At 57.9% G+C, this 23143-nt stretch carries 21 protein-coding genes and 4 tRNA genes; 6 read left to right on the top strand and 19 right to left on the bottom strand.

What is annotated here, in order from left to right:
• Position 1: 1 nt before the first annotated feature.
• Positions 2–574 carry an oligoribonuclease gene (gene orn, locus ACIQ1A_RS05390; RefSeq protein WP_395770044.1) on the bottom strand — a complete coding sequence of 191 codons (573 nt, stop codon included), beginning with the start codon at positions 572–574 and terminating at the stop codon, positions 2–4.
• A gap of 53 nt (positions 575–627) precedes the next feature.
• Here orn and ACIQ1A_RS05385 point away from each other — a divergent pair, with 53 nt between their 5' ends.
• Positions 628–1071 carry a DUF2721 domain-containing protein gene (locus ACIQ1A_RS05385; RefSeq protein ID WP_395770043.1) on the top strand — a complete coding sequence of 148 codons (444 nt, stop codon included), beginning with the start codon at positions 628–630 and terminating at the stop codon, positions 1069–1071.
• On the opposite strand, the gene tadA is transcribed toward ACIQ1A_RS05385, so the two are convergent.
• From tadA to folD, 4 genes are read right to left on the bottom strand one after another with little or no spacing between them, the layout of a single operon-like run.
• On the bottom strand, positions 1068–1541 hold the full coding sequence (gene tadA / locus ACIQ1A_RS05380; RefSeq protein ID WP_395770042.1) for a tRNA adenosine(34) deaminase TadA: 474 nt from the start codon (positions 1539–1541) through the stop codon (positions 1068–1070). The two genes, ACIQ1A_RS05385 and tadA, sit on opposite strands and share 4 nt — an antisense overlap.
• Positions 1541–3109, bottom strand: coding sequence for a glutamine-hydrolyzing GMP synthase (gene guaA, locus ACIQ1A_RS05375; RefSeq protein ID WP_395770041.1), 1569 nt, complete (start codon positions 3107–3109; stop codon positions 1541–1543). Before guaA ends, tadA begins: the two co-directional genes overlap by 1 nt.
• A gap of 1 nt (position 3110) precedes the next feature.
• The gene (guaB, locus tag ACIQ1A_RS05370) at positions 3111–4568 is read right to left on the bottom strand and encodes an IMP dehydrogenase (protein ID WP_395770040.1); all 1458 of its coding nucleotides are present in this window, start codon (positions 4566–4568) and stop codon (positions 3111–3113) included.
• A 59-nt stretch (positions 4569–4627) separates the two neighbouring features.
• Positions 4628–5488, bottom strand: a complete 861-nt coding sequence (gene folD / locus ACIQ1A_RS05365) for a bifunctional methylenetetrahydrofolate dehydrogenase/methenyltetrahydrofolate cyclohydrolase FolD (RefSeq protein ID WP_395770039.1) — start codon at positions 5486–5488, stop codon at positions 4628–4630.
• Between the two features lie 62 nt (positions 5489–5550).
• On the opposite strand from folD, the gene ACIQ1A_RS05360 reads away from it, so the two are divergent.
• The 3 genes from ACIQ1A_RS05360 to ACIQ1A_RS05350 all read left to right on the top strand — a co-directional run bounded on the left by ACIQ1A_RS05360 (position 5551) and on the right by ACIQ1A_RS05350 (position 7878).
• Positions 5551–5856: a DUF1244 domain-containing protein gene (locus ACIQ1A_RS05360; RefSeq protein ID WP_395770038.1), complete on the top strand. Its 306-nt coding sequence runs from the start codon at positions 5551–5553 to the stop codon at positions 5854–5856.
• A gap of 9 nt (positions 5857–5865) precedes the next feature.
• Positions 5866–6720, top strand: a complete 855-nt coding sequence (locus ACIQ1A_RS05355; protein ID WP_395770037.1) for a hypothetical protein — start codon at positions 5866–5868, stop codon at positions 6718–6720.
• An 84-nt stretch (positions 6721–6804) separates the two neighbouring features.
• On the top strand, positions 6805–7878 hold the full coding sequence (locus ACIQ1A_RS05350; protein ID WP_395770036.1) for an SEL1-like repeat protein: 1074 nt from the start codon (positions 6805–6807) through the stop codon (positions 7876–7878).
• Positions 7879–7907: 29 nt separating this feature from the next.
• On the opposite strand, the gene ACIQ1A_RS05345 is transcribed toward ACIQ1A_RS05350, so the two are convergent.
• From ACIQ1A_RS05345 to ACIQ1A_RS05335, 3 genes are all read right to left on the bottom strand, one after another.
• Positions 7908–7982 (bottom strand) — tRNA-Val (locus tag ACIQ1A_RS05345).
• A gap of 44 nt (positions 7983–8026) precedes the next feature.
• Positions 8027–9661 (bottom strand): FMN-binding glutamate synthase family protein, encoded by a 1635-nt coding sequence (locus tag ACIQ1A_RS05340; RefSeq protein WP_395770035.1) that lies wholly within the window; start codon positions 9659–9661, stop codon positions 8027–8029.
• 50 nt (positions 9662–9711) lie between these two features.
• Positions 9712–10986, bottom strand: coding sequence for an NAD(P)/FAD-dependent oxidoreductase (locus tag ACIQ1A_RS05335; RefSeq protein WP_395770034.1), 1275 nt, complete (start codon positions 10984–10986; stop codon positions 9712–9714).
• 132 nt (positions 10987–11118) lie between these two features.
• Between ACIQ1A_RS05335 and ACIQ1A_RS05330 the strand changes: the two genes are divergently transcribed.
• Positions 11119–12378: a M48 family metalloprotease gene (locus ACIQ1A_RS05330; RefSeq protein ID WP_395770033.1), complete on the top strand. Its 1260-nt coding sequence runs from the start codon at positions 11119–11121 to the stop codon at positions 12376–12378.
• Positions 12379–12380: 2 nt separating this feature from the next.
• Here the strand turns inward: ACIQ1A_RS05330 and ACIQ1A_RS05325 are convergent, their stop codons facing one another.
• Positions 12381–13259: an MBL fold metallo-hydrolase gene (locus ACIQ1A_RS05325; protein WP_395770032.1), complete on the bottom strand. Its 879-nt coding sequence runs from the start codon at positions 13257–13259 to the stop codon at positions 12381–12383.
• Between the two features lie 118 nt (positions 13260–13377).
• Between ACIQ1A_RS05325 and ACIQ1A_RS05320 the strand changes: the two genes are divergently transcribed.
• Entirely contained in the window at positions 13378–14991 is a 1614-nt protein-coding gene (locus tag ACIQ1A_RS05320; RefSeq protein WP_395770031.1) for a hypothetical protein, read from the top strand.
• Between the two features lie 31 nt (positions 14992–15022).
• On the opposite strand, the gene ACIQ1A_RS05315 is transcribed toward ACIQ1A_RS05320, so the two are convergent.
• The 10 genes from ACIQ1A_RS05315 to ACIQ1A_RS05270 all read right to left on the bottom strand — a co-directional run bounded on the left by ACIQ1A_RS05315 (position 15023) and on the right by ACIQ1A_RS05270 (position 23141).
• Positions 15023–15109: transfer RNA gene (locus tag ACIQ1A_RS05315), tRNA-Leu, on the bottom strand.
• Positions 15110–15126: 17 nt separating this feature from the next.
• A tRNA-Cys gene (locus tag ACIQ1A_RS05310) sits at positions 15127–15200 on the bottom strand.
• Positions 15201–15287: 87 nt separating this feature from the next.
• Positions 15288–15363, bottom strand: a tRNA-Gly gene (locus ACIQ1A_RS05305).
• Between the two features lie 56 nt (positions 15364–15419).
• Complete coding sequence (pgsA, locus tag ACIQ1A_RS05300) at positions 15420–15974, bottom strand: CDP-diacylglycerol--glycerol-3-phosphate 3-phosphatidyltransferase (RefSeq protein ID WP_395770030.1); 555 nt, start codon at positions 15972–15974, stop codon at positions 15420–15422.
• Positions 15974–17806: an excinuclease ABC subunit UvrC gene (gene uvrC / locus ACIQ1A_RS05295; protein ID WP_395770029.1), complete on the bottom strand. Its 1833-nt coding sequence runs from the start codon at positions 17804–17806 to the stop codon at positions 15974–15976. The genes pgsA and uvrC overlap by 1 nt, the downstream gene beginning before the upstream one ends.
• Positions 17807–17811: 5 nt before the next feature.
• Complete coding sequence (locus tag ACIQ1A_RS05290) at positions 17812–19236, bottom strand: hypothetical protein (RefSeq protein WP_395770028.1); 1425 nt, start codon at positions 19234–19236, stop codon at positions 17812–17814.
• 19 nt (positions 19237–19255) lie between these two features.
• Positions 19256–20011 carry a 3-deoxy-manno-octulosonate cytidylyltransferase gene (gene kdsB / locus ACIQ1A_RS05285; protein ID WP_395770027.1) on the bottom strand — a complete coding sequence of 252 codons (756 nt, stop codon included), beginning with the start codon at positions 20009–20011 and terminating at the stop codon, positions 19256–19258.
• Positions 20004–20966, bottom strand: coding sequence for a tetraacyldisaccharide 4'-kinase (gene lpxK / locus ACIQ1A_RS05280; protein WP_395770026.1), 963 nt, complete (start codon positions 20964–20966; stop codon positions 20004–20006). Before lpxK ends, kdsB begins: the two co-directional genes overlap by 8 nt.
• Positions 20966–22723: a lipid A export permease/ATP-binding protein MsbA gene (msbA, locus tag ACIQ1A_RS05275; RefSeq protein ID WP_395770025.1), complete on the bottom strand. Its 1758-nt coding sequence runs from the start codon at positions 22721–22723 to the stop codon at positions 20966–20968. Before msbA ends, lpxK begins: the two co-directional genes overlap by 1 nt.
• A complete protein-coding gene (locus ACIQ1A_RS05270; protein ID WP_395770024.1) occupies positions 22713–23141 on the bottom strand; it encodes an ExbD/TolR family protein in 429 nt (142 codons plus the stop codon). Before ACIQ1A_RS05270 ends, msbA begins: the two co-directional genes overlap by 11 nt.
• Positions 23142–23143 lie beyond the last annotated feature (2 nt).

Here is a 23143-nt window from a genome sequence, read left to right as displayed (position 1 = left end):
ATCAGGGCGTCGTGCTTCCCGCGCCGCCCAATTGCCCCATAAACTGGCGGTAATATTTCAACTCCGCCACCGACTCTTCGATATCGGCCAGTGCGGTATGTGCGCCGCTTTTGGTGAAGCCCTCCAACAAGGGGGCATTCCAGCGCCGGCACAGTTCTTTGACCGTCGAAACATCAATGTTCCGGTAGTGGAAATAGGCCTCCAGACGCGGCATCAGCCGAGCCAGAAAACGGCGGTCCTGACAGATGGTATTGCCACACATCGGCGAGGTTTTGGCGTCCACCCAATCGGCGAGGTAGGCCAGCATGTGGGCTTCAGCCTGAGCGGTATCGTACGGGCTCTCAAGTACGCGTTGCCATAGGCCCGACTTGCCATGGGTGTTACGGTTCCAGTCGTCCATGGCCTCCAGCGTTGCCAGCGGGTGACGGATGGCGAACTCCGGACTGCGAGCCAGAATATTCAGCTCGGCATCGGTGATGACCACTGCGATTTCCAGAAGCGCATGTTGCTCAGGAACAAGCCCGGTCATTTCACAATCGATCCAGATCAGGCGGAGTTTGCGGTCGTCAGTCATCAGTGTTTCCTTGGGTATGTTTATACTGTAACAAATCCTGATGGACGCCAACCATGACCCCCGATATCGGCAGTCACTATTCCATTCTCACCGCCATGCTGGCGCCGGCTTTGTTGATGGCGGCCACCGGTTCCCTGCTGCTCTCGGCCAATAACCGCCTGGCCCGGGTGGTCGACCGTCTGCGCATTCTGCTCAGGAAATGGAATGAGAATGCGCGCAACCAGCCCTCGCTGGAAAGCCAGATTCTGCGACACCGCAAACGCAGCAACTTCCTGCTGCGCGCCTGTCTGTTTCTGTACTGCGCGCTCGGATGCTTCATCGTGACCAGTCTGGCGCTTGCCGTGGATGCCTTCAGCGGAAACCGTCTCTCATTGTTGCCCACGGGATTCGGGCTGGCCGGCATGCTGTTCCTGTTCGGTGCGGCCTTCTATCTGGGGCGCGAAGTATGGGCTTCGGTGAAGAGCTTCGAGGCCGAAATCGAAGAAGAAATGCGCTAGGCCGGACGGCGTTTGGCCTTGAAGTAAGCGCTCAGGCGGCTACCGGCCTCCTCGGACAGTAAACCACCCTGTACCTCGATGCGGTGGTTATGACGCGGGTCGGCGATCAGGTCGAACACCGAGCCGCAGGCCCCGGTTTTCGGGTCGGCTGCGGCATAGACCACGCGCTTCACCCGGGCATGCACCAGCGCCATAGCGCACATGGCGCAGGGCTCGAGGGTGACGTATAAAGTGCTACCCAGAAGCCGGTAATTGCCCAAGGCCTTACCTGCGGCACGCAGCGCCTCGATTTCGGCGTGGGCACAGGGGTCGGAATTGGAAATCGTCCGGTTATGACCGACCGCCAGCAGATCGCCTGCCTCGCTGACCAGAACAGCGCCCACCGGAACCTCATCAAGCGCCTCGGCAGACTCGGCCTGCGTCAGGGCGTGCCTCATCCATGCCACATCATCGGCGCTGAATTCGGTCATTATTCCCACTCAATGGTCGCCGGCGGCTTGCCGGAAATATCATAAACTACGCGAGATACGTCTTTTAACTCATTGATAATACGGTTAGAAACCGTACCCAAGAGCTCGTATGGCAAATGCGCCCAATGCGCGGTCATGAAGTCCACGGTTTCCACCGCGCGAAGCGCAATCACCCACTCGTAGGCACGGGCATCGCCCACGACCCCCACCGATTTGACCGGCAGGAACACGGCAAAGGCCTGCGAGGTCTTGTCGTACCAGCCGGATTTGCGCAGCTCGTCGATAAAGATGGCGTCGGCCTTGGCGAGTAATTCGGCGAATTCGGGCCTGACCTCGCCAAGGATACGCACACCCAGACCCGGGCCTGGGAATGGATGGCGATAGACCATGTGTGGTGGCAGGCCGAGTTCGACGCCGATACGGCGCACTTCGTCCTTGAACAGTTCGCGCAGCGGCTCGACCAGACCGAGCTTCATGTGCTCAGGCAAACCGCCGACGTTGTGGTGCGACTTGATGACATGCGCCTTGCCGGTTTTGCTGCCAGCCGACTCGATGACGTCAGGATAGATGGTGCCCTGGGCCAACCACTTCACATTGGACAGCTTGGCTGACTCCTCCTCGAAGATGTCGACGAACAGGCGACCGATGATCTTGCGCTTGGCCTCGGGCTCGTCGACGCCTTTGAGGGCTGAGAAATAGCGCTCTGCGGCGTTCACCCGGATGACTTTGACACCCATATGTTCGGCGAACATGGCCATGACCTGATCGCCCTCCTGCCAGCGCAGCAGGCCGGTGTCCACGAATACGCAGGTGAGCTTGTCACCGATGGCTTTGTGCAATAAGGCCGCGACCACCGAGGAATCAACACCTCCGGACAGACCGAGCAGCACTTCATCCGTACCGACCTGGGTGCAGACACGGGCAATCTGGTCATCGATGATGTTGGCAGCGGTCCACAGCGCACGGCAGCCGCAGACGTCCTTCACAAAGCGGGCCAGCAGAGCCTCGCCGGATTGGGTATGGGTGACTTCCGGATGAAACTGCACGCCGTAGTAGCGCCGAGATTCATCGGCCATGGCCACAATCGGCACGGTATCGGTGGAGGCGGTCACGGTGAAACCTTCCGGGATCCGGGTCACGCGGTCGCCATGACTCATCCACACGTTCAGGCGCGGGGGCTGGCCGGTGGCGTCATTCAGACCTTCCAACAGGGCGCAGGCGCGATCGATATTGACCACGGCGGCCCCGAATTCGCGGTGATGGCCGGATTCAACCAGACCGCCGAACTGCATCGCCATGGTCTGCATGCCATAACAGATGCCGAGAACCGGCACCTTGCAATCGAAAACTTCCTGAGGGGCACGCGGAGAATCGATTTCGGTGGTGGATTCCGGGCCTCCGGACAGGATGATGCCTTTGGGATTGTAGGCCGCAATATCTTCCGGATTGTGGTCCCAGGCCCAGATTTCGCAATAGACTCCGGCTTCGCGGATACGGCGGGCAATCAGCTGCGTGTACTGCGCGCCGAAATCGAGGATGAGAATCTTGTCACTGTGGATATCAGTCATTTCAGCCTGCGCGGTAATTCGGCGGTTCTTTGGTGATTTGCACATCATGCACGTGGGCTTCGCGGGTACCGGCGTTGGTCACGCGCACGAATTTGGGCTTGGTGCGCATCTCTTCGATGGTGGCGCAGCCGACATAGCCCATGGAGGCGCGGATGCCGCCGGCCAGTTGATGCACGATTGAACCAAGATGACCACGGTACGGAACACGGCCTTCGATGCCTTCCGGCACCAGTTTGTCGGCATCGGATGCGTCCTGGAAATAACGGTCCTTGCTGCCCTGCTCCATCGCGCCGAGCGAGCCCATGCCGCGGTAGCTTTTGTAGCTGCGGCCTTGGAACAACTCGACTTCGCCGGGCGCTTCTTCGGTACCGGCGAACAGGCCACCGATCATGATGCTGGAGGCGCCGGCGGCCAGCGCCTTGGCGATATCGCCGGAATAACGGATGCCGCCATCGGCAATCAGCGGAATGCGACCTTTGAGAACTTCAGCCACCATCGACACTGCGGTGATCTGCGGCACGCCGACACCGGCCACGATGCGTGTGGTGCAGATGGAACCCGGGCCGACGCCGACTTTCACGGCATCAGCGCCGTGATTCATCAGAGCCAGAGCCGCATCGGCAGTGACGATATTGCCGCCGATGACATCGACGTTCGGGAAATTTTTCTTGACCCAGGCCACGCGTTCAAGCACGCCCTGAGAATGGCCGTGCGCGGTATCAACCACAATCACATCGACGCCTGCATGCACCAGTGCTTCGATACGGGCTTCGGTATCGCCACCGACACCGACCGCGGCGCCAACCAGCAGCTGCTCACTGGCATCCTTGGCGGCGTTGGGATTATCGCGCGCCTTCTGGATATCTTTCACGGTGATCAATCCGCGCAGCTGAAAGCCGTCGTTGACCACCAGTACTTTTTCGATGCGGTGTTTATGCATCAGGGCAAGCACTTCGTCATCGCTGGCGCCTTCCGATACGGTAACCAGACGCTCTTTCTTGGTCATGATGTTGCGGACCGGATCGTCGAGTTTCTTCTCGAAGCGCATATCGCGGCTGGTGACGATGCCGACCAATTGGCCGCCGTCGACCACCGGCACGCCGGATATGTTGCGTGCACGGGTCAACTTCAGGACTTCACCGATGGTGGTGTCCGGACCGACGGTAAATGGTTCGCGGATGACACCGGCCTCGAAATTTTTGACCATCGCCACATGTGCGGCTTGCTCGATGGCACTCATGTTCTTATGCAGGATGCCGATGCCGCCCAGCTGCGCCATGGCGATGGCCAGGCGGGCTTCGGTCACGGTATCCATCGCTGCGGAGACAATCGGCAGGTTGATGCGGATATTTCGGGTCAGTTGTGTGGCCAGACGGACGTCTTTCGGCAGTACCGAAGAGTGTGCGGGCACCAGGGATACGTCATCGAACGTAAGGGCTTCAGCGAGAATGCGCAGCATGGACAGCTCCGAGCTTGTGAAGCAATCCATTATACCCTAATGCAGCGGGTGCCGTCAGCTTATACGTCGATGGATTCGCAGGCTTCGAGCGTATTCTGCATCAGAGTCGCGACCGTCATCGGGCCGACACCGCCAGGGACCGGCGTAATCCAACTGGCGCGTTCGGCAGCAGCGGCATACTCGACATCGCCGCAAAGGCGCCCGTCATCCAGACGGTTGATGCCGACATCGATGACCACGGCACCGGACTTGACCCACTCGCCGGGAATCATCGCCGGCTTGCCAACCGCAACCACCAGAATGTCGGCCTGCCGGACATGCGCTTCCATGACCTCTTTCGGCGTGAATTTGTGGCAGGACGTGACCGTGCAGCCGGCGATCAACAGTTCCAGACCCATCGGTCGGCCGACATGATTGCTGACACCGACGATAACGGCATTACGGCCACGCACCGGTTGGTCGGTATAAGCCAGCAAGGTGGTAATTCCCCGTGGCGTGCAGGGTCGCAGGCCGAACTGGCGCAGGGCCAAGCGACCGACATTCATCGGGTGAAAGCCGTCCACATCCTTGTTCGGATCGATCCGGTCGATGAGCCAGGTACCGTCCCGGCCGTTGGGCAGCGGCAGCTGCACCAAAATGCCGTGGATTTTGGGGTCAGCGTTCAGGCGATCGATCAAGGCGATCAATTCGGCATCCGTGGTTTCCGCCGGCAGATCGTAGTCGTAGGCGTGGATGCCGACGCGCTCGCAGGCGCGGCGCTTGTTGCGGACATAGACACTGGAGGCCGGATCGCTCCCAACCAAGACCACCGCCAGCCCCGGTCGCGACTGGCCGGCACCGACCCGGACGCGAACCCGCTCTGCCAGATCATCCAGCAGGGTGTCGGCAATACGTTTTCCGTCCAATACTTTGGCGGTCATGGTCTATCCGGATCCAATTCTGGTGTTAGGCTATTATCTCGCATCCTGAGCGGAAAAAACCAATGGACCCCCAACGATTGAATACTGAATTGGAAGCTGCGGCATTCCGACGATTGGTCAGGCATCTCATGGAAGACCGCCCCGATGTTCAGAATATTGATTTGATGGTACTGGCCGGATTTTGTCGGAATTGCCTGTCCCAGTGGTATCAGGATGCTGCCGCTGACCATGGCCTGGCGATGGACAAGGAACAGGCCCGTGCCATCGTATACGGCATGCCCTTTTCAGAATGGAAGACAAAGTATCAACTTGATGCCAGCCCTGAACAATTGGCGGCTTTTGCCGCGGCCCAGAAAAAACACGCCTAGGAGCACCTGATGGCTACAAAAAAATCGACATGGGCCGCATTTCCCAGCCCGAACAAAGCCTTTTTCTATGATGGGCCGGCCCTGGCCAAAGCCTGGAAATCCCTGCACACCGGCGATGGCGAGCCCTATCCGGATGACAAACGTGCGGCACAGTTGATCAAGACCGCAGGAAAATCCGCTCCGAAGGGGGTTTCTGCAGACGATCTTGCCGAACAACTGCAGAGTGCTTGGCGGGCGTTTCATGCGGGTGAATTCGAACAGGCATATCAGCAAGGGATTGCGCTTGGTCCGGTCGGCGCAAGCGTAGCGGCTAAAGCCATGGGTATTCATGCCACCTATCTGGTCAAAAAAGACGATGACAAGCTGGTCCGCTTCCAGGAAGTCGCTGACATCGGGGAACAAGCGGTTGCGGCCTTGCCCAAAGAAGCCAACAGTCATTACCGTCTGGCCTTCGGCTACGGGCGTTATGGGCAAGGCCTATCCATTGCCAAAGCGCTGAAAATGGGTCTGGCCGGAAAAGTAAAAGCTGCTTTGGATACCTGCCTGAAGCTGGACCCCAAACACGCCGAGGCGCATTTGGCCAGCGCCCTGTGGCATGCCGAGATTGTCAACAAAGTCGGCAGTACCCTCGCCGGGCTGACCTACGGCGCAAAACGCAAAGCCGCCGAAGACCACATGAAGACCGCGCTCAAGCTGGCACCGAGCATGCCGATTGTGCATGCCGAACATGCACAGATGATTCTGCTGCTGGATGCGGATGACGAACAAGCTGCTGCCGATGCCTTCGAGCGTGCGACACGCGTGAAAGCACTGGATGCCATGGACTTTCTGGATGCCCGCTTTGCTGCCGATCAAATCAGCTGAGCCGCAAATGAACATGGAGCCGGTTTTCCGGCTCCGGAACACAATCTTTACAATTGCATTCAGTCGCTTGCGTAAAATATACGCATGAATGTAAAACCGACCGGGGCAATCACTGCCCTTTTTTTTGCCCTCGCCCTGAGCCTTCCGGGTAGTGTCATCGCCGATGCCGCCTCGGACAGTTTCGATGCAGCGCTGATGGCCTACGCCGAACGGAATTACAGCCAAAGCGTCAAACTCCTGACCCCTCTGGCCAAGAAAAACTATGCTCCGGCACAGGCACAACTGGCCTATATGTACGAATACGGCATTGGCGTGCGCAAGGATGCAGGCGAAGCGGCGAAGCTCTACAAAAAGCTCATGAGCTCTTATACCGCCATAGCCACTGCTGGCGATGCCGAAGCGCAATATCAGGCGGGTCAACTGCACTATGGTGGCAAGGGCGTGCCAGAGAACGTTCCGGAAGCCATGGTGTGGTACCAGAAAGCGGCCGAACAGGGGCATCTCATCTCACAGTACAAATTGGCCTTGCTGTTTGATACTGGGGAGATGGCACCACGCGATCCAAAGGCAGCCATTGATTGGTATACACGCGCCGCCGAGCAGGGACATACCAATTCGCAGATGTTTCTTGCCATCAAATATTACCGAGGTCGCGATACCGCCCAGGATTACGGGCTGGCCGCGAAGTGGTTCCAGAAAGCTGCGGAAAATGGAAACGCCTATTCACAAAGCACACTGGGCTTCATGTATGCCTCCGGTCAGGGCGTGAAGGAAAGCAAGCAGGACGCATTGCGCTGGTACCGGATGGGCGCCGAACAGGGCGACAAGGACAGCCAGTACGATCTGGGCATGAAACTGAAAAAAGGCGATGGCGTGCCGCGCAGCCTGTCCGAATCGGCGCAGTGGTTCGCCAAGTCGGCCCAACAAGGCCAAATGGCGGCGCAGTTCGAACTGGCCCAGATGTACGCCAAAGGCGAAGGCCTCAAGCGTGATGTGGTGCTGGCCTACGCCTGGTACAACGTGGCCATCATGAACGGGCACTACCCCGCCAGCAAACCGCGCGATGTTCTGGCCAAGACCATGAACGCCGATGAAATCGCCGAAGCCGAGCAGCTCAGCTCAATGTGGAAATTCGGATTGCCGATCGAGCGGCAATAAAAAGCCCCGCATCTGCGGGGCTTTTTTCTTGGTGGGCGATGCAGGGTTCGAACCTGCGACCCTTGCCGTGTGAAGGCAATGCTCTACCACTGAGCTAATCGCCCAAGAACGGCTATTTTACGGGAAAGCCCCTGAGCAGGCAAGCCGATTACAGCAGCTTGCTCCGGCGTGCGTTCAGCAGGCCCGCTGGTGGGGCGAAGGAATCCGAGCGTGCGCCCTGCCAGTACTCGCGCAGACTCGGATGCTCCGGGGCACCGGTCAGCAGCTCTCCGGGCCGGACCTGGGGATAGACCTTCGATAGCGGCAGCACGGTACTGGCATCAATGCGTCGGATGATATGTTCCGGACCAAGTTCTTCGGGGTGGCTCAGCCCAGCGGCTGACAGGATTTCCGCCAATGCTTTCACTGTGTTCTTCTGGAAATGATAAACCCGCTCGGATTTATCCATCGGATCGAGCCCTTTCTGGCGACTGGCATCCTGGGTGGCGACCCCGGACGGACAGCGTCCGGTATGGCAGGACTGCGATTGAATGCAGCCAACCGCGAACATGAAGCCCCGTGCGGCATTGACCCAGTCGGCGCCGATGGCCAGCGTTCGGGCAAGATCGAAACCGGTAATGATCTTGCCGGCCGCGCCGATTTTAATGTCGCTGCGCAGATTCAAACCGACCAAGGTCTGATGCACGATCATCAAGGCTTCGCGCAATGGCATGCCGACGTGGTCGGTGAACTCGAGCGGTGCGGCGCCAGTTCCGCCCTCGCCGCCGTCGACCACAATGAAATCGGGCAAAATGCCACTCTCGTGCATGGCTTTTGCGATGGCAAACCATTCCCAAACATGGCCAATGGCCAACTTGAAGCCGACCGGCTTGCCCCCGGAAAGTTCGCGCAGTTCCTGCACGAAGTACAGCAATCCCATGGGCGAATCGAATGCCGAATGGCTGGCCGGTGATAGACAATCGACGCCGACCGGTACACCGCGGGCTTCGGCGATTTCCGCGGTCACCTTCGGGCCCGGCAGAATGCCGCCCTGCCCCGGCTTGGCGCCCTGCGACAGCTTGATTTCAATCATCCGGACGCTCTCAAGCGCCGCATTGTTGCGGAAACGCTCGGCATTGAATGTGCCGTCATCGTTACGGCAACCAAAATAACCGGAACCGATTTCCCAGACCAGATCGCCGCCGTGTTCCAGGTGGTAGCGTGAAATCGAGCCCTCGCCGGTGTCGTGGTAGAAGCCGCCTTTTTTCGCGCCCAGATTCAAGGCACGGATGGCATTGGCCGAAAGCGCGCCGAAACTCATGGCTGAAATATTGAATACCGCTGCATCATAGGGTTGTGTGCAGCGACTGCCGCCGATTCGGATTCGGTACGGAAGATTTGCCGGTGGCGTAGGCTGCAGCGAATGGTTGATCCATTCGTAATGGTCGGCATAGACATTGCCCTGGGTACCGAACGGTCGCTTGTCGAGTTCTTCCTTGGCACGCTGGTAGACAATGGAACGCTGCTGGCGCGAGAACGGTGTTTCTTCGGTATCGGACTCGAAAAGGTATTGCCGCAGCTCGACACGCATCGATTCAATCATGAAGCGACCATGCGCCAGAATCGGATAATTGCGACGAAGCGCTGAATGCCGCTGAATCAGATCGGCGATGCCGACGCCGACGAGTGCCGCACATCCGAGCATCGGCCAAAGCGCCCAGGCGTGACCGCCGAAGTAACGCAGACCGAAGCCTACCGAACCGGCAATGGCGAGCAGGAAAAGCCAGTAACGTGACAGCGGCATGGGGTGCATCCGAGAGCGTATCTCGGCTGATTATAACGGGGTTTGCCGAATCAGACGCCGAGGCGATCGCGCATGTCGTACCAGAGCGCGCCAAGTGCCGTGAACGGAACGCGGAACAGTCTGCCACCCGGGAACGGATAATGCGGCAGCTTGGCGAACACGTCGAAGCGGCTGAACTGGCCATGGATGGCTTCAGACAGAACGCGCCCAATCATGTGGGTGTACGTCACGCCATGGCCGGAACAGCCCTGCGCATAATAGATATTGCTATCCAATCGGCCGACCTGCGGCAAACGCGAGAGGGTCAACAGAAAATTACCGGTCCAGGCGTAATCAATCCGGACGCCTTTGAGTTGCGGAAAGGTACGTTCTAGATTGGGACGGATATGTGATTCGATATCGTCAGGATCCTTGGCGCCATAGACCACGCCTCCACCGAAAATCAGACGCTTGTCGGCTGATAGGCGGTAGTAGTCCAGCAGGTAGTTGGTATCTTCGAGGCAATGATCCTGAGGCAGCACATCCTGCCAATTGTCCAAAGGCGCGGTGGCGATGACCTGGGTTCCGCAGGGCATGGCTTTCGCACTCAATTTTGGCTCCAGTGTGCCGATGTAGGCATTGCAGGCCACGATGACGAATTTGGCATGCACTTCGCCCTGCCCGGTCTTGACTACGGCATTATTGCCGCGTTGGATGGCGGTGACTGGCGATTGTTCAAAAATGCGGCCGCCCAGCGATTCAAATGCCGTAGCCTCACCCAAAGCGAGATTGAGCGGATGGATATGGCCGCCGGTCGGGTCAATCAGAATCGCTTCGTACTCGTCCGTACGCACGTACTTCTGGATATCGGCACCCTCCACGAACTCCATCTTGAGGCTGTCGTATTTCTCCCATAGTGTCTTATGCTCGTGCAGACCCTCGACCTTTTTACGGGTTTTCGCGGCATAGATACCGCCATCTTTCAGATCGCATTGAATACCATAGGTCGCGACCCGTTCACGAATAACCCGTGCGCCCTCGAAAGCCATGCTGCCCATGGCATCGGCTACCGCCTTGCCGTGGTTTTTTTCAATGACATCAATATCGCGGGAGTAGCTGTGCACGATCTGACCGCCGTTCCGGCCCGAAGCCCCCCAGCCAACCTTAGCCGCTTCGACCACCACGACCTTGTATCCGGCCTCAGCCAAGTGCAGGGCCGAGGACAGACCGGTATAGCCGGCGCCGACGATACAGACATCGGCATGAACTGCACCCTGCAAGGGCGGCCGTTCCGGTTGCGGATGGGCACTGTCTGCGTAATAGGAAGGGGCATGCTGACTGGTCATGGGGAGTCAAATATATTTTAATAGTGTTGAAAATATTACATCATTCGCCCATTTCTGCCTAGAACCTAGGCCATTGATGCGGGCTTCAGATTGTTCACGGTATGATTTTAGGTATCTTTGGAGAGTCTGATTATGCGCCACTATCCTTCCGCAGTCCTTTCAGCCGGTCTTTTCACCGCAGCGATGCTGTTTTCGGTTGCTGCAACCGCGGCTGACAAACCAGTTACGCGTGAAGAAATCGCGCTCGGGCAAAAACAATACGGGCCAAATCAGCAGCAACAGGGCGGCCAATATAACCTCGACCCCGCCCTCACTGCCTATGTCCAACGCGTCGGCATGAAACTGGCAAAAACCAGTGATGCCCCCGATCTGCCCTATGAATTCGTCATTATCAACAGCAGCGATCTCAATGCCTGGGCCCTGCCCGGCGGAAAAATCGCCATCAACCGCGGCCTGCTCGCAGCATTGGACAGTGAAGCGCAATTGGCTGCCGTATTGGCTCACGAAATCGCCCATGTGACCAAACGTCACAGTGCCCGTATGCAGAAAAAAGCCGAAAGCGCGAGCATGCTTGGAGCGTTGATTGGACTTGGCATCGGCATGAAAGCGCCGGAATACCGCGATCTGGCCATGCAGGGAGCCAGCACTCTGGCATACGGAGCCCAGGCCAACTACAGCCGTGATCATGAACTCCAGGCCGATAAAGCCGGAATGAAGACCATGAGCCGTGCCGGTTATGACCCGCAGGCAGCCGTCGCCTTGCAGGAAATCTTCCTGCGCGAATCCCAGGGTCGCAAGAGCGATGTCATCAGCGGCTTTTTCGCCTCGCACCCGCCTTCTCAGGAACGCATTACCGAAAACAAGACGACCGCCAAATCCCTGCCAGCCGGTGGCGCTCTGAATGATGCCGAATACCGCAAAGCCATCGCTCAACTCAACAAAGACAAGCCGGCCTACCAATATCTGAAAGAAGCCAGCACGGCCTATACCGGAAAGAATTACGCGCAAGCCATAGCGCTGAGCGACAAAGCAATCGCCTTACAACCGAAACAGGGATTGTTTTGGGAAATGAAAGGACAGTCTCTGGCCAAGCAGAACCGCGGCAAGGAGGCTGTCGCCGCATTTGACCGTGCGGCCGCGGCTGCTCCCGGGTTTTTCCGGCCACTGTTGTTGCGGGGTATGACCCAGAACACACTCGGCCAATACGGGCCCGCAGAAAGCAGTATCCTGGCCGCACAAAAGTTGCTACCGACCCAGATCGGAACCTACACGCTCGGCGAGCTCAGTGAACGTCGCGGTGACCGAAATGCAGCGGCAGGATACTACCAGCAAGCCGCCAAAGGCGGCGGTGAAATTGGCAAGGCAGCGCAGGAACGGCTGCGATCGCTTTAGGATTAAAGAGCGTTCAACGGAAGCTTGAGATAACTGACGCCATTGTTTTCAGGCTCCGGGAAATGTCCGGCCCGCATATTGATCTGCACCGAAGGCAGAATCAATGCAGGCATTGCGAGCGTGGCATCCCGGGCTTTGCGCATCGGGACGAAATCCTCCCGCGAAACGCCATCGTGAACATGAATATTGTCCTTGCGCTGTTCGGCCACGCTGACGTGATAGCGGGCTTCACGTGTTTTCGGGGGATAATCGTGACACATATACAGCAGCGTTTCCGGCGGCAAGATCAGTAGCGACTGGATGGAGTCGAACAATTGACCGGCGTCACCGCCGGGAAAATCGCAGCGTGCGGTCCCGAAATCGGGCATGAACAGGGTATCGCCGACAAAGACATGGCTTTGCGCATCGTCATCGATGCGGTAGCTCAGACAGGCCGGCGTATGGCCGGGCGTGGGCATGACGGTGATGCTGAAACGCCCCAGCGTAAGGACATCGCCGGGTTCCAGAAGACGGTCGAACTGACTGCCGTCACGTGCGAAATCAGGGCCGGCGTTGAAGATCCTGCCGAATACTTCCTGGACCGCACGCACCTTGGCTCCGATTGCAATCGTGCCGCCGAGGTGTTGTTTTAGATAAATCGCACCGGACAGGTGGTCGGCATGAACATGCGTTTCCAGATGCCAACGGACGCTGACGGCCAGCGCATCGACACGGGCGCGGATGGCATCGGCCGAAACCGTGGAGGTCCGTCCTGACTTGGCATCAAAATCCAGGACGCTGTCGATGACTGCCGCTTCACGGCTATTCGGATCCAACACGAGATAGCTGTACGTGAAGGTTGCCGAATCGTAAAACGCTTCGATTTGCAGGGGGCCGTGCATCATATTCTCCTTAATCCGTATAACCCTATTGTATCGTGTGCCACCGACGTTGTTTTTCACTGGCACTTGTCCGATACTGAAGGCCGTATCGCCTTATTACCCGCCGCCCGGATTGCCCGTGAACTTCGCCATTTACCGCATTTTGGGCAATTCCCTGCCGCCGCGCCATGACGCTGAATCCACATTGCGTAATCTCAGCTATATTCTGGAACATGAGGAGCCATTACCGGATTGTACGAAACACTGGATTCTGAATGGCCTTATCGATACCGCACTGGACGCCGCCTGCAGGCGAGTGATTGAGGCTGCCGGGCAGGAATGCCATTACCTGCCATTCGATAATGACGGGTACCGCTTGCAATTTCTGGATGCCAGCGGCATGCCCGAGGATTTGCAAGGAAATTATCCGCCAAACTTCGACCCGACACTGATACGCAATCGCCTCGCCATCGAGTGGATATACCGCCATAAATCAATCGCCGCCATCAACATCAACCGCGCCCGGAATCTTGCCATTGCACTGGGTCGCCAGCATGCACGATGGACGATACCACTGGATGGCGGTTGCTATTTCAACATCAAGGATTGGCTGGAATTAACCCGCTCACTGCATGCCGATTCCTCGTCCCTGTATGCATTGATTCCCATGCTCCGTCTGGAATCGAATACCGGGTTCATCGAGGTTCCGGGAAGCTATCCGATTGAACCCCAGATCGCCTTCCGTGACGATGCGCCCGACCGTTTCGACGAGCGCCTGCGTTATGGCAACCGCAATAAAGCAGAGTTTCTCGTCCGTATTGCCGTGCCGGGGCCCTGGCATACCTGGAATGCCGCCGATTGGGACAGCTTCGTACCGGTCGCGCCCGAAGCTCCCGGGCGATTCATCCAAGCAGGCCGCGCCTATCGGCTTGAAACCGGAGCATCGCCGAAGGTCGAGTCACATGAGCGGCAACGGCATGCCGCACGTTTCGAAGGCGTGGTGGGCATAACCCAGACCCTCGACCGGCAGGCATTGCAGAATCGTTTCGCTTCGGTTTCCGGCACCATGCCTCCGTCTCTGCAGATCCAAGCTGAACTTCTGATCCGGTGCGACCAGATACTGGACCACTGGCAACGGACCGTGTCGGATCAGGGATGGCAGGCACTGCAGACGCTCTGGGTGCTGCCGCTTCTTACGGATGGTGGTGAAACCCGGAAACGGCGTCTTGGCCAGGCCGAAGCACTACTTCGCTTTATGGAATCCAGCAAAGACGGCATGGCTGCCAGTCTGGCCATGGATGCCAACGGCATCTGGATGCACCTGTTGAAACTCGCTCTCGCCCTGTATACCGAACAATGGGCCTTGGCCTCGCGGCTGCTCAATTATGCACCCGTGCGTTTCATTGCAAACCAGACCCGCAATGCTTCTGGCATGCCGTTAAACTTCGCGGATAGCATCAACCAAGCCAACGCCTGGGTGATTCTGGCCCGCCTCAGCGCCTTTGCCGGCCATGATCTGGCGCGCTATCAAGGTGTCCAGGGCGAATCCATCGCCGCCCTGTTGGCGCAAATCGGACAAACCGGTCCTGAAAGTCCGGAATGGCGGGCACGTCCAGAACACTATGCACTCTGGCACTCCCGGCTTAATGCGCTGCTGATGGGCGAGACTCAGCCGTACAGCCCGATTGATTCTGCGGATTTAATGCCGGTAGCCTGGCAATTACTGGCAGAGCCTGTTCAGTCGGACCCGTAGAACGACAAAACCGCCCGAAGGCGGTTTTTTCTGGTGCCCCGGGCCGGACTCGAACCGGCACAACCTTGCGGTCGGGGGATTTTAAGTCCCATGCGTCTACCAATTTCGCCACCGGGGCGGTGACTGGGCTGTCGATGGAGGCCTGGGTCGGAATCGAACCGGCGTACACGGCTTTGCAGGCCGCTGCATGACCACTCTGCCACCAGGCCGGTGGGCTTTGAATTCTAGCGAAAAACCCCGAAAAGTTCTAGGCCGGAAAATGAAAAACCCCGGGCGGACCGAGGTTTTTCAAAAACTGGAGCGGGAAACGAGACTCGAACTCGCGACCCCGACCTTGGCAAGGTCGTGCTCTACCAACTGAGCTATTCCCGCGTGGAAGACTATTATCGGTTTTCCCAGATTTTCTGTCAACCCTCAATATGAACAATTCACTTCAACATGCTTGGCCATGCGGCCCGCAGGTAATCCACGCCCGACCACAGGGTCAAGGCCGCAGCAATCGTGAGTAGGCTCTGGCCGATCAGGAAGATCGGCAGTCCGAACAGGTCTTCCTGGAACAACAGGCATCCCAGTGCCACCATCTGGAATATGGTCTTGATCTTGCCCAAAGCCGCGACTTTCACCAGACCGTGGGCACCGGTCTGCGCCATCCATTCGCGAAGTGCCGAAATGGTGATTTCCCGACCGACGATGACGGCCGCCAACAATGCCATATAGACCGTATGGTGGCGCTGCACGATGATGAAAAGAGTGATCGCGACAGCCAGCTTGTCGGCAACCGGATCCAGAAAGGCACCGAAAGCCGAACCCATATTGAAACGGCGGGCAATCCAGCCATCCAGCCAGTCGGTCAGGGCGCCCAGGACGAATACGGCCGTGGTGATGATGTGCCCTTGCGGGTGCGGCCAATAAAATGCGACAACCATCACCGGGATGGTGATGATCCGGAACAGGGTCAGCCAGGTCGGAATGGTGATCGCCATCAGGGGACCAAATCGATTCCGTGCAGCTGCGCATAGATACGCTCGGCCAACGCCTGATTGATCCCTTCGACACGCGCGATTTCTTCCACTCCCGCCCCTTTCAATCCCGGCAAGCCACCAAAATGCTTCAGCAAACTGGCCCGGCGCTTGGCACCGATGCCTTCAATACGTTCTAGTGTACTCGTATCACGTGTTTTCTGCCTCCGACCGCGATGCCCAGTGATGGCGAAACGGTGTGCTTCATCGCGCACCTGCTGTATCAACTGTAAAGCCGGCGATTCGGCACCGGGCTTGAATTCACGTCCGTCCGGCAGGATGAGTGTCTCGTCACCGGCTTTCCGGGCCACGCCTTTGGCAACGCCGACCAACACCACGGAATCGATGCCGAGCTCGGACAAAACCGTCCGAGCCCTCGCCAACTGCCCTTGCCCGCCATCGATCAGAAGCACATCCGGCATGACGCCCTGTTCCAACGCGCGCTTGAATCGCCTTTGCAGCGCCTGCTGCATCGCCGCGTAATCGTCACCGGGAGTGATGTCATTGATGTTAAACCGCCGATATTGGCTTGGAACCGCACCTTCGGCATTGAACACTACATTGGATGCGACCGTGGCTTCACCCTGGGTATGCGAAATATCGAAACACTCGATGCGCTGAGGCGGTTCGAGCATACCCAGCATCTCTTGCAATGCATGCAGGCGGTTACGTTGCGCCAGCTTGCCATGGCGTTCAGTAGCAAGCGCCAATTGGGCGTTCTGCATGGCCATGGCCAAATAGCGGGCACGCTCGCCGCGCACGGAATCCTTTATTTCCACACGTCTACGGCCGAGCTCTGTGAGTACCGTCTCCAAGAGTTCCTGGTCCTCAATGGCATGACTGAGAATCAATTCGCGCGGCGGTGAACGTTCGAGATAATACTGGGCGACAAAGGCCGATAGCACCTCTTCCGGACGCTCCGCCCCGTTGCATTTGGGGAAATAAGCGCGTGTACCGAAACTCATGCCGTTGCGGAAACTCAGGCTCATGACGCACGCGGTTCCGTCCTCGATGACAGCCGCCAACACATCCATATCGACCTGATCACCTTCGACATACTGCTTGGCTTGCACGGTACGGATGCCACCGATGGTATCGCGCAGGGATGCTGCGGTTTCAAATTCGAGCCGCAGGCTGGCTTCATCCATGGCACGGGTCAGATCATCGACCAGATCTTTACTGCGGCCATTCAGAAACATACCTGCACGTTTGATGCTGGCGTCGTACTCACGGGCGCCGATGAGTCCGACGCAGGGGGCGCTGCAACGGCCGATCTGGTGCTGCAGGCAGGGTCGTGAACGGTTCCGGAATACTGCATTTTCGCAGGTCCTGAGCCGGAAAATCTTCTGCATGAGATCGAGTGTCGTGCGGACGGCAGTGACGCTCGGATAAGGCCCGAAGTAGCTTCCGGAAAGGGTCCGCGAACCGCGATGAAAGGCAATCCGCGGCCAGGTTTCTTCGGTAATGACGATATACGGATAGCTTTTGTCATCGCGCAGAAGGATGTTGTAACGCGGTTTCAGCGATTTAATCAGCTGATTCTCGAGGATCAGCGCCTCGGCCTCGGTCCGGGTAACCGTGACCTCCATCCGCGAAATCTGCCTGACCATGTGTGCAATGCGCCGGGATGGCAGGTCGTCACGGAAATAACTTGCCACACGCTTTTTGAGATTGGCGGCCTTGCCTATGTAAAGCACGCCGCCATCTTCGGCGTACATGCGGTAAACGCCGGGAGCGGTGGACAGGTCCTGCGCGAACAAGCGGCCATCGAATGCGCTGTTGACGGCATCACTCATCGGACTCAGGCCGCGTGGATGTTGATGCGCGAAAGATACTCGGATTCAAAGAAATACCGGTACACATGGTTGCCAGCACTGTCGGCGATCCAGAGCGACTCCGCATCCAGGGCCAAGGCCGTCGGGCGCAGCAGCGTCTGCATCAGGTTGACCGTGGACAACTGGTTGTTTTTCAGATGGTAACTGCGCACTTTACGATTGTATGCGTCAGCGATCCAGGCCATACCACGCGATTCATCGACAACGACCCCTGTAGGATGCTGCATGGCACCAATCTGACGGGTGCCATCGGCATTACCGAACTGATACAGACCATGTCCGATCAGGGTATTCACGCGCCCCTCGGGAACGGCAACCGTACGTAGCGTCGAGGCGGTACCTTCAACCATGTACAGGAAGTTCTGAGTACCTGACAAACCAAGCGGATGAGCCAATTTGGCACGGTCACCGACGCCGTCGAGCAATCCAAAGGCCCCGCCACCCACCAGATTGATGAACTGCCTGCTGCTCAAATTCAGAATTCCGAGCCGATTGTTGCCGCTGTCGGCGACAATCAAACTGTCCTGATGGATGCACAGACCGCAGGGATTGTTCAGTCTTACGGCGGCGACTTCGTGACCGCTGTCTATCCTATAGAAGCCGGGGCGTCCATCGCCGAGCATGGTATCCACGTTGCCATGCAGAAGACTGAGGCGACGTATGGCATGATTGCCGGTATCGGCGACATAGACATGGTCCCTGAAAACGGTAAGTGCGGTCGGCCGGTTGAAACTAGAGTCTGCTGCCGATCCATCGAGAAACAATGGCACACCATTTCCGAACTCCCGGATGATGCGGCCATCGAGGCCACATTCCAGAATACGGTGATGGCCGGCGTCCGCGATATAAAGCAGGCCGTTGGCAACGGCCAGTCCGGAAGGTGCATAGAGTGTGCTGAATACCTTGGATCGTGCCTTGGCTTTCAAAGAACCCGGCTTGGGTCCCGATGGGGCATATGACTCGAGCATTTCTGAAATTCGGCTGTCTATAGCGCTTGATTGGTCATCGCCGACGAAATCGGCGACATGCCGGCCTTTGCCGTCTATCAAAACCATGCTCGGCCAGGAATGTGCGGCATAGTGCTGCCAAGTGATCCACTCGCGGTCGTTGGCAACCGGAAACCCGATATCAAGGCGCATTACCGCCTCGCTGAGCAGCTTCGCATCCTGTTCGGCATTGAACTTCGGAAGATGGATGGCGATTACGGAAACGGCGTCCGGCCACTTGCGTTGAATTTCAGCAAGATCATGCAGGATGTTGTGGCAATAAACAGAGGATGCACTCCAGAACAGGAGGATGACGATTCTGCCGCGGTGCTCGGCAATGCGCTGGGGCTCGGCATTCAGCCAATCCAGCTTGGGGCTCAACTCGTATGCCGGTGTTGGACTCATGGCCTGCTCCTGACCCGGTTCATGTCACTGCTCCCGATCCGGCCCAGAAAAGGTTGGCGCGATCGAGATCCTCTTGAGTATCCACGCCCGGCGGGAATTCGGCAAGCGCGGCGGCAGCGGCGATTCCGAATCCGTTTTCGAGGGCGCGCAACTGTTCCAGGGACTCGCAACATTCCAAAGGGCTGGGCGGCAGCGCGCTGAGCTGCTTGAGAAACCCGGCGCGGTAGGCATAAATGCCGATATGCCGCCAGGCTGGTGTAGGCAAAGATCCCGGAGTATCGCGCGGGAATGGCACCGGCGCACGACTAAAAAAGAGCGCCCTTCCCCGCATATCAAGAAGGACCTTGACCGCATTGGGATTGTTGAACTCGGCCAGATCCCGGATTTCGGTGACCAAAGTTGCCATCGGCTCGCCGCTGTCGGCAAGCAATTCCGCCAACTGCAGAATACTCCGCGCTGGAGCAAAGGGTTCATCGCCCTGTAGGTTGACGATGATGCGATCATCGGGCCAAGATAATTGATCGGCACACTCCGCTAGACGGTCGGTTCCCGAGCGGTGTTCCGGTGATGTCATGCATACCGTGACCGACTCCATCTGCAAGGCTTCGACGATACGAAGGTCATCGGTAGCGACGACGACATCACGGGCACCGGCCGCAAGCGCCCGTTCGGCGACATGCCGGATCATCGGCTTACCACCGATGTTCAGCAAGGGCTTGCCCGGCAAACGGGTTGACGCGAAGCGGGCCGGTATTGCGACGGTGAAATCAAGCATGGTGGTCTCCATCCGCTACCAGCAGGCGGCTGAACTGCAGATAAAAAGCAGGACTAAGAACGGCATCCACGGCAACCGCCCATAAGTCGCGCCGTCCGGCCGGTTCGATTTTGACGGCATCCTTTTCGGTCATGAGCACCGGCCCTTCCGGCAGGTCGGACGGCATGAACCGATGGTGATCGGGAAATGCGTGGTCCTCGACGTGCAGTCCGGATTGCCGAAGCATCCCGAAAAACCGTTCTGGATTGCCGATTCCTGCAACTGCATGCACCTTGACTCCGCCAAAATCCGATAAAGTTTTGATCTCATCCGTTTCCAGATTACGGCAATGGCCGGGCACGAGCTGCATGCCGTATGCACTGGAACCATCCGAAATCTGACCATTGCAGATGCGCAGGTCGACTTTGCGGGGCTTTTCACGAAGCGGGCCGGCTGGTAACAACAAGCCGTTGCCATAGGCGCGTGAGGCATCCATGATTTCGATTTCCAAGCTGCGCGGCAGGTCACGATGCTGCAGTCCGTCATCGGAGACGATGATGGTACATCCCGATGCGGCAAGAAAATCAGCGGCACGGCGCCGACGCGAATCCACGCGGACCGGCACATCGCAGCGACGGGAAATCAACAGCGGCTCATCACCTGACTGTGAGGCCAACCCCTGCTTTTCAACCGTGACCGGGTCGGATCCGGTCCGGCCATAGCCCCGACTGACTACGCCCGGGGCATGGCCCGCGGTCTTTAAATACTCGACCAAGGCGATAATGACCGGAGTTTTACCGGTCCCGCCCGCGGTGAAATTACCCACGACCACCACCGGCACAGACAACGGCGCTGGATTGGCCGGCCTGCGACACGAAAGGACCAACTCGTAAACACGGGCCAAAGCGCGCAGCACCCATGGCACCTCCGCTCCTTGATACCAGATAGCGTTGAGCCTGGATTCAAGACTGCGCATCAGCTGCTATCCGAATCCCTGAACTGCATCTGGTGCAGGTGACTGTAGAGCCCTCCACGCTGCAGCAGTTCGGCATGTGTTCCAATCTCGGCAAGGCGGCCCTCGTCGAGCACCAGAACCTGGTCGGCATGCTCGACCGTGGATAGACGGTGCGCGATGATCAGCGTGGTCCGATCCGGGATAAGGTGCGCCAGCGCATCCTGCACCAGACGCTCGGACTCGTTATCGAGCGCTGCAGTTGCTTCATCAAGAATGAGAATCGGGGCATCTTTCAGTATTGCGCGTGCGATGGCAAGACGCTGTTTCTGGCCGCCGCTGAGTCGGCCACCACGTTCTCCGATGGCCGTATGCACGCCCTCGGGGAGCTTGAGTACGAATTCTTCAGCATTCGCCGCGCGCAGAGCCTGCCATACTTCCGCATCACTGGCATCGGCCTTGCCATAGCGCACGTTGGCCATGACCGAGTCATCAAACAGCATGACCTGCTGACTGACCAGTGCAATCTGCCGGCGCAGATCGGCGAGCTTGAGCTCACGGATATCTAGATCATCAAGCCTTATGTGTCCTGAGCTCGGTTCGTAAAAACGCGGAAGGAGCCGGATCAGGCTGGTTTTTCCACTTCCTGAACGGCCGACAATGGCTGTCACCGTACCCGGCTTTGCCGTAAAACTGACTTCCGACAAAGCCGCCCTTCCCTTCTCCGAATAACGGACACTGACGGCTTCGAATCGGATTTCACCGAGTGCGCGTCCAAGTTCGCGCTTTCCGTTATCCGGCTCATCCGGTTGATCGAGAATGCCGAACAGGCGATCACTGGCTGCAACGCCCCGCTGGATGATGCTTTGCACATTGGTGATGCGCTTCAATGACGGAAGCAGAACCATCATCGAGGTCATCAGGGTCACGAAAGCGCCGGCGGTCATACGTCCCTGCATGGCTTCCTGACCTGCAACCAGCAGAATCACCGCAAGCGCTGCGGCGGCTAGAATCTGCACAGTGGCAGAGGCCGTGGCCTTGGTTGCTTCAACCTTCAAATGCATACCGAGATTGCTGCGGGCGAGTCCGGCATAGCGCTTATGCTCGGCGTCCTGCATACCGTAAATCTTCACTTCATGTTGCGCGGAAAGCGCCTCTTCCGCGGCCTGTGCCATCATGCCCACACCATCCTGAATTCCGCGGTTGATGCGCCGATAACGCTTGCCGACCTTCGAAGAAATGAAGCCGATGATCGGAGCAATGACCAAAACGGCGAGAGTGACCTTTACGCTTTGCATGAGCATGACGCCGATCATGACCAAAATGGTCAAGGTATCGGTAACGGATATTTTGATAGCTTCGCTGGTGGCCTGTGACACCTGGTCGGTGTCGTAATTCAATCGGCTGACCAGCGCCGGAATGGGTTCCTGATCGAAACGGGAGCTCGGCATGCGCAGGAATTTATCGAGAATCTGCTGACGCAAATCGAGAACGACGCTGCGGCCGGTCCGTGCCATGCCGTAATCGGTGATGAAAGTAGCGATGCCGCGCACCACGAATAGTCCGAGAATGGACAGCGGAAGCACCCAACGCACCTCCGGATTCTTGGCAACGAAGGTCTGATCGACCATGGGCTTCATCAGCGCCGTGAACGCGCCTGCCGCCAAAGCCTCAATAATCATGCCGAGAAAGGCGAGTATCAGGAACTGACGGTATTTGCCGGTATAGCCGAGCAATCTTCGATAAACAGCCCAGACGCCCGGGGCGGCTTCAGGGCTCACCTTGTGTCTCCGGTGCTGTGGCAATCGATAGTTTGCTGAAACCAAGCTGGCCAATGGCATCCATGGCCGTGATTACGGACTGGTGTGAGGTCTTGGCATCGGCCTGGATCACGATGGTGCGATCGGTATCATTCCCGGCTTGTTGCCGGATGGCATCTTTCAGACTGACCAAGTCGCTGCGGGCCAAAGCAATATCGCCGACGTAATAATTGCCGGTCTTGTCAATGAGTACCACCAGGGGCTGGCGTTGCGCTTCGACCTGACTTGCGGCACTGCTGGGCAATGTGATTTTCAAGGCCGATCGGTTGTTGAAGCTGGTCGTCACCACGAAAAAGATAATGAGCGTGAAAACGACATCAATCAACGCTGTCAGGTTGATTTCGACATCATCATCGCCGGTAGCGGTATCCAGACGCATCG

Origin of the sequence: Arenimonas sp. (assembly GCF_044353605.1) — a bacterium.
GTDB lineage: Bacteria > Pseudomonadota > Gammaproteobacteria > Xanthomonadales > Xanthomonadaceae > Arenimonas.
This window is presented reverse-complemented; position numbering and strand designations above follow the sequence as displayed.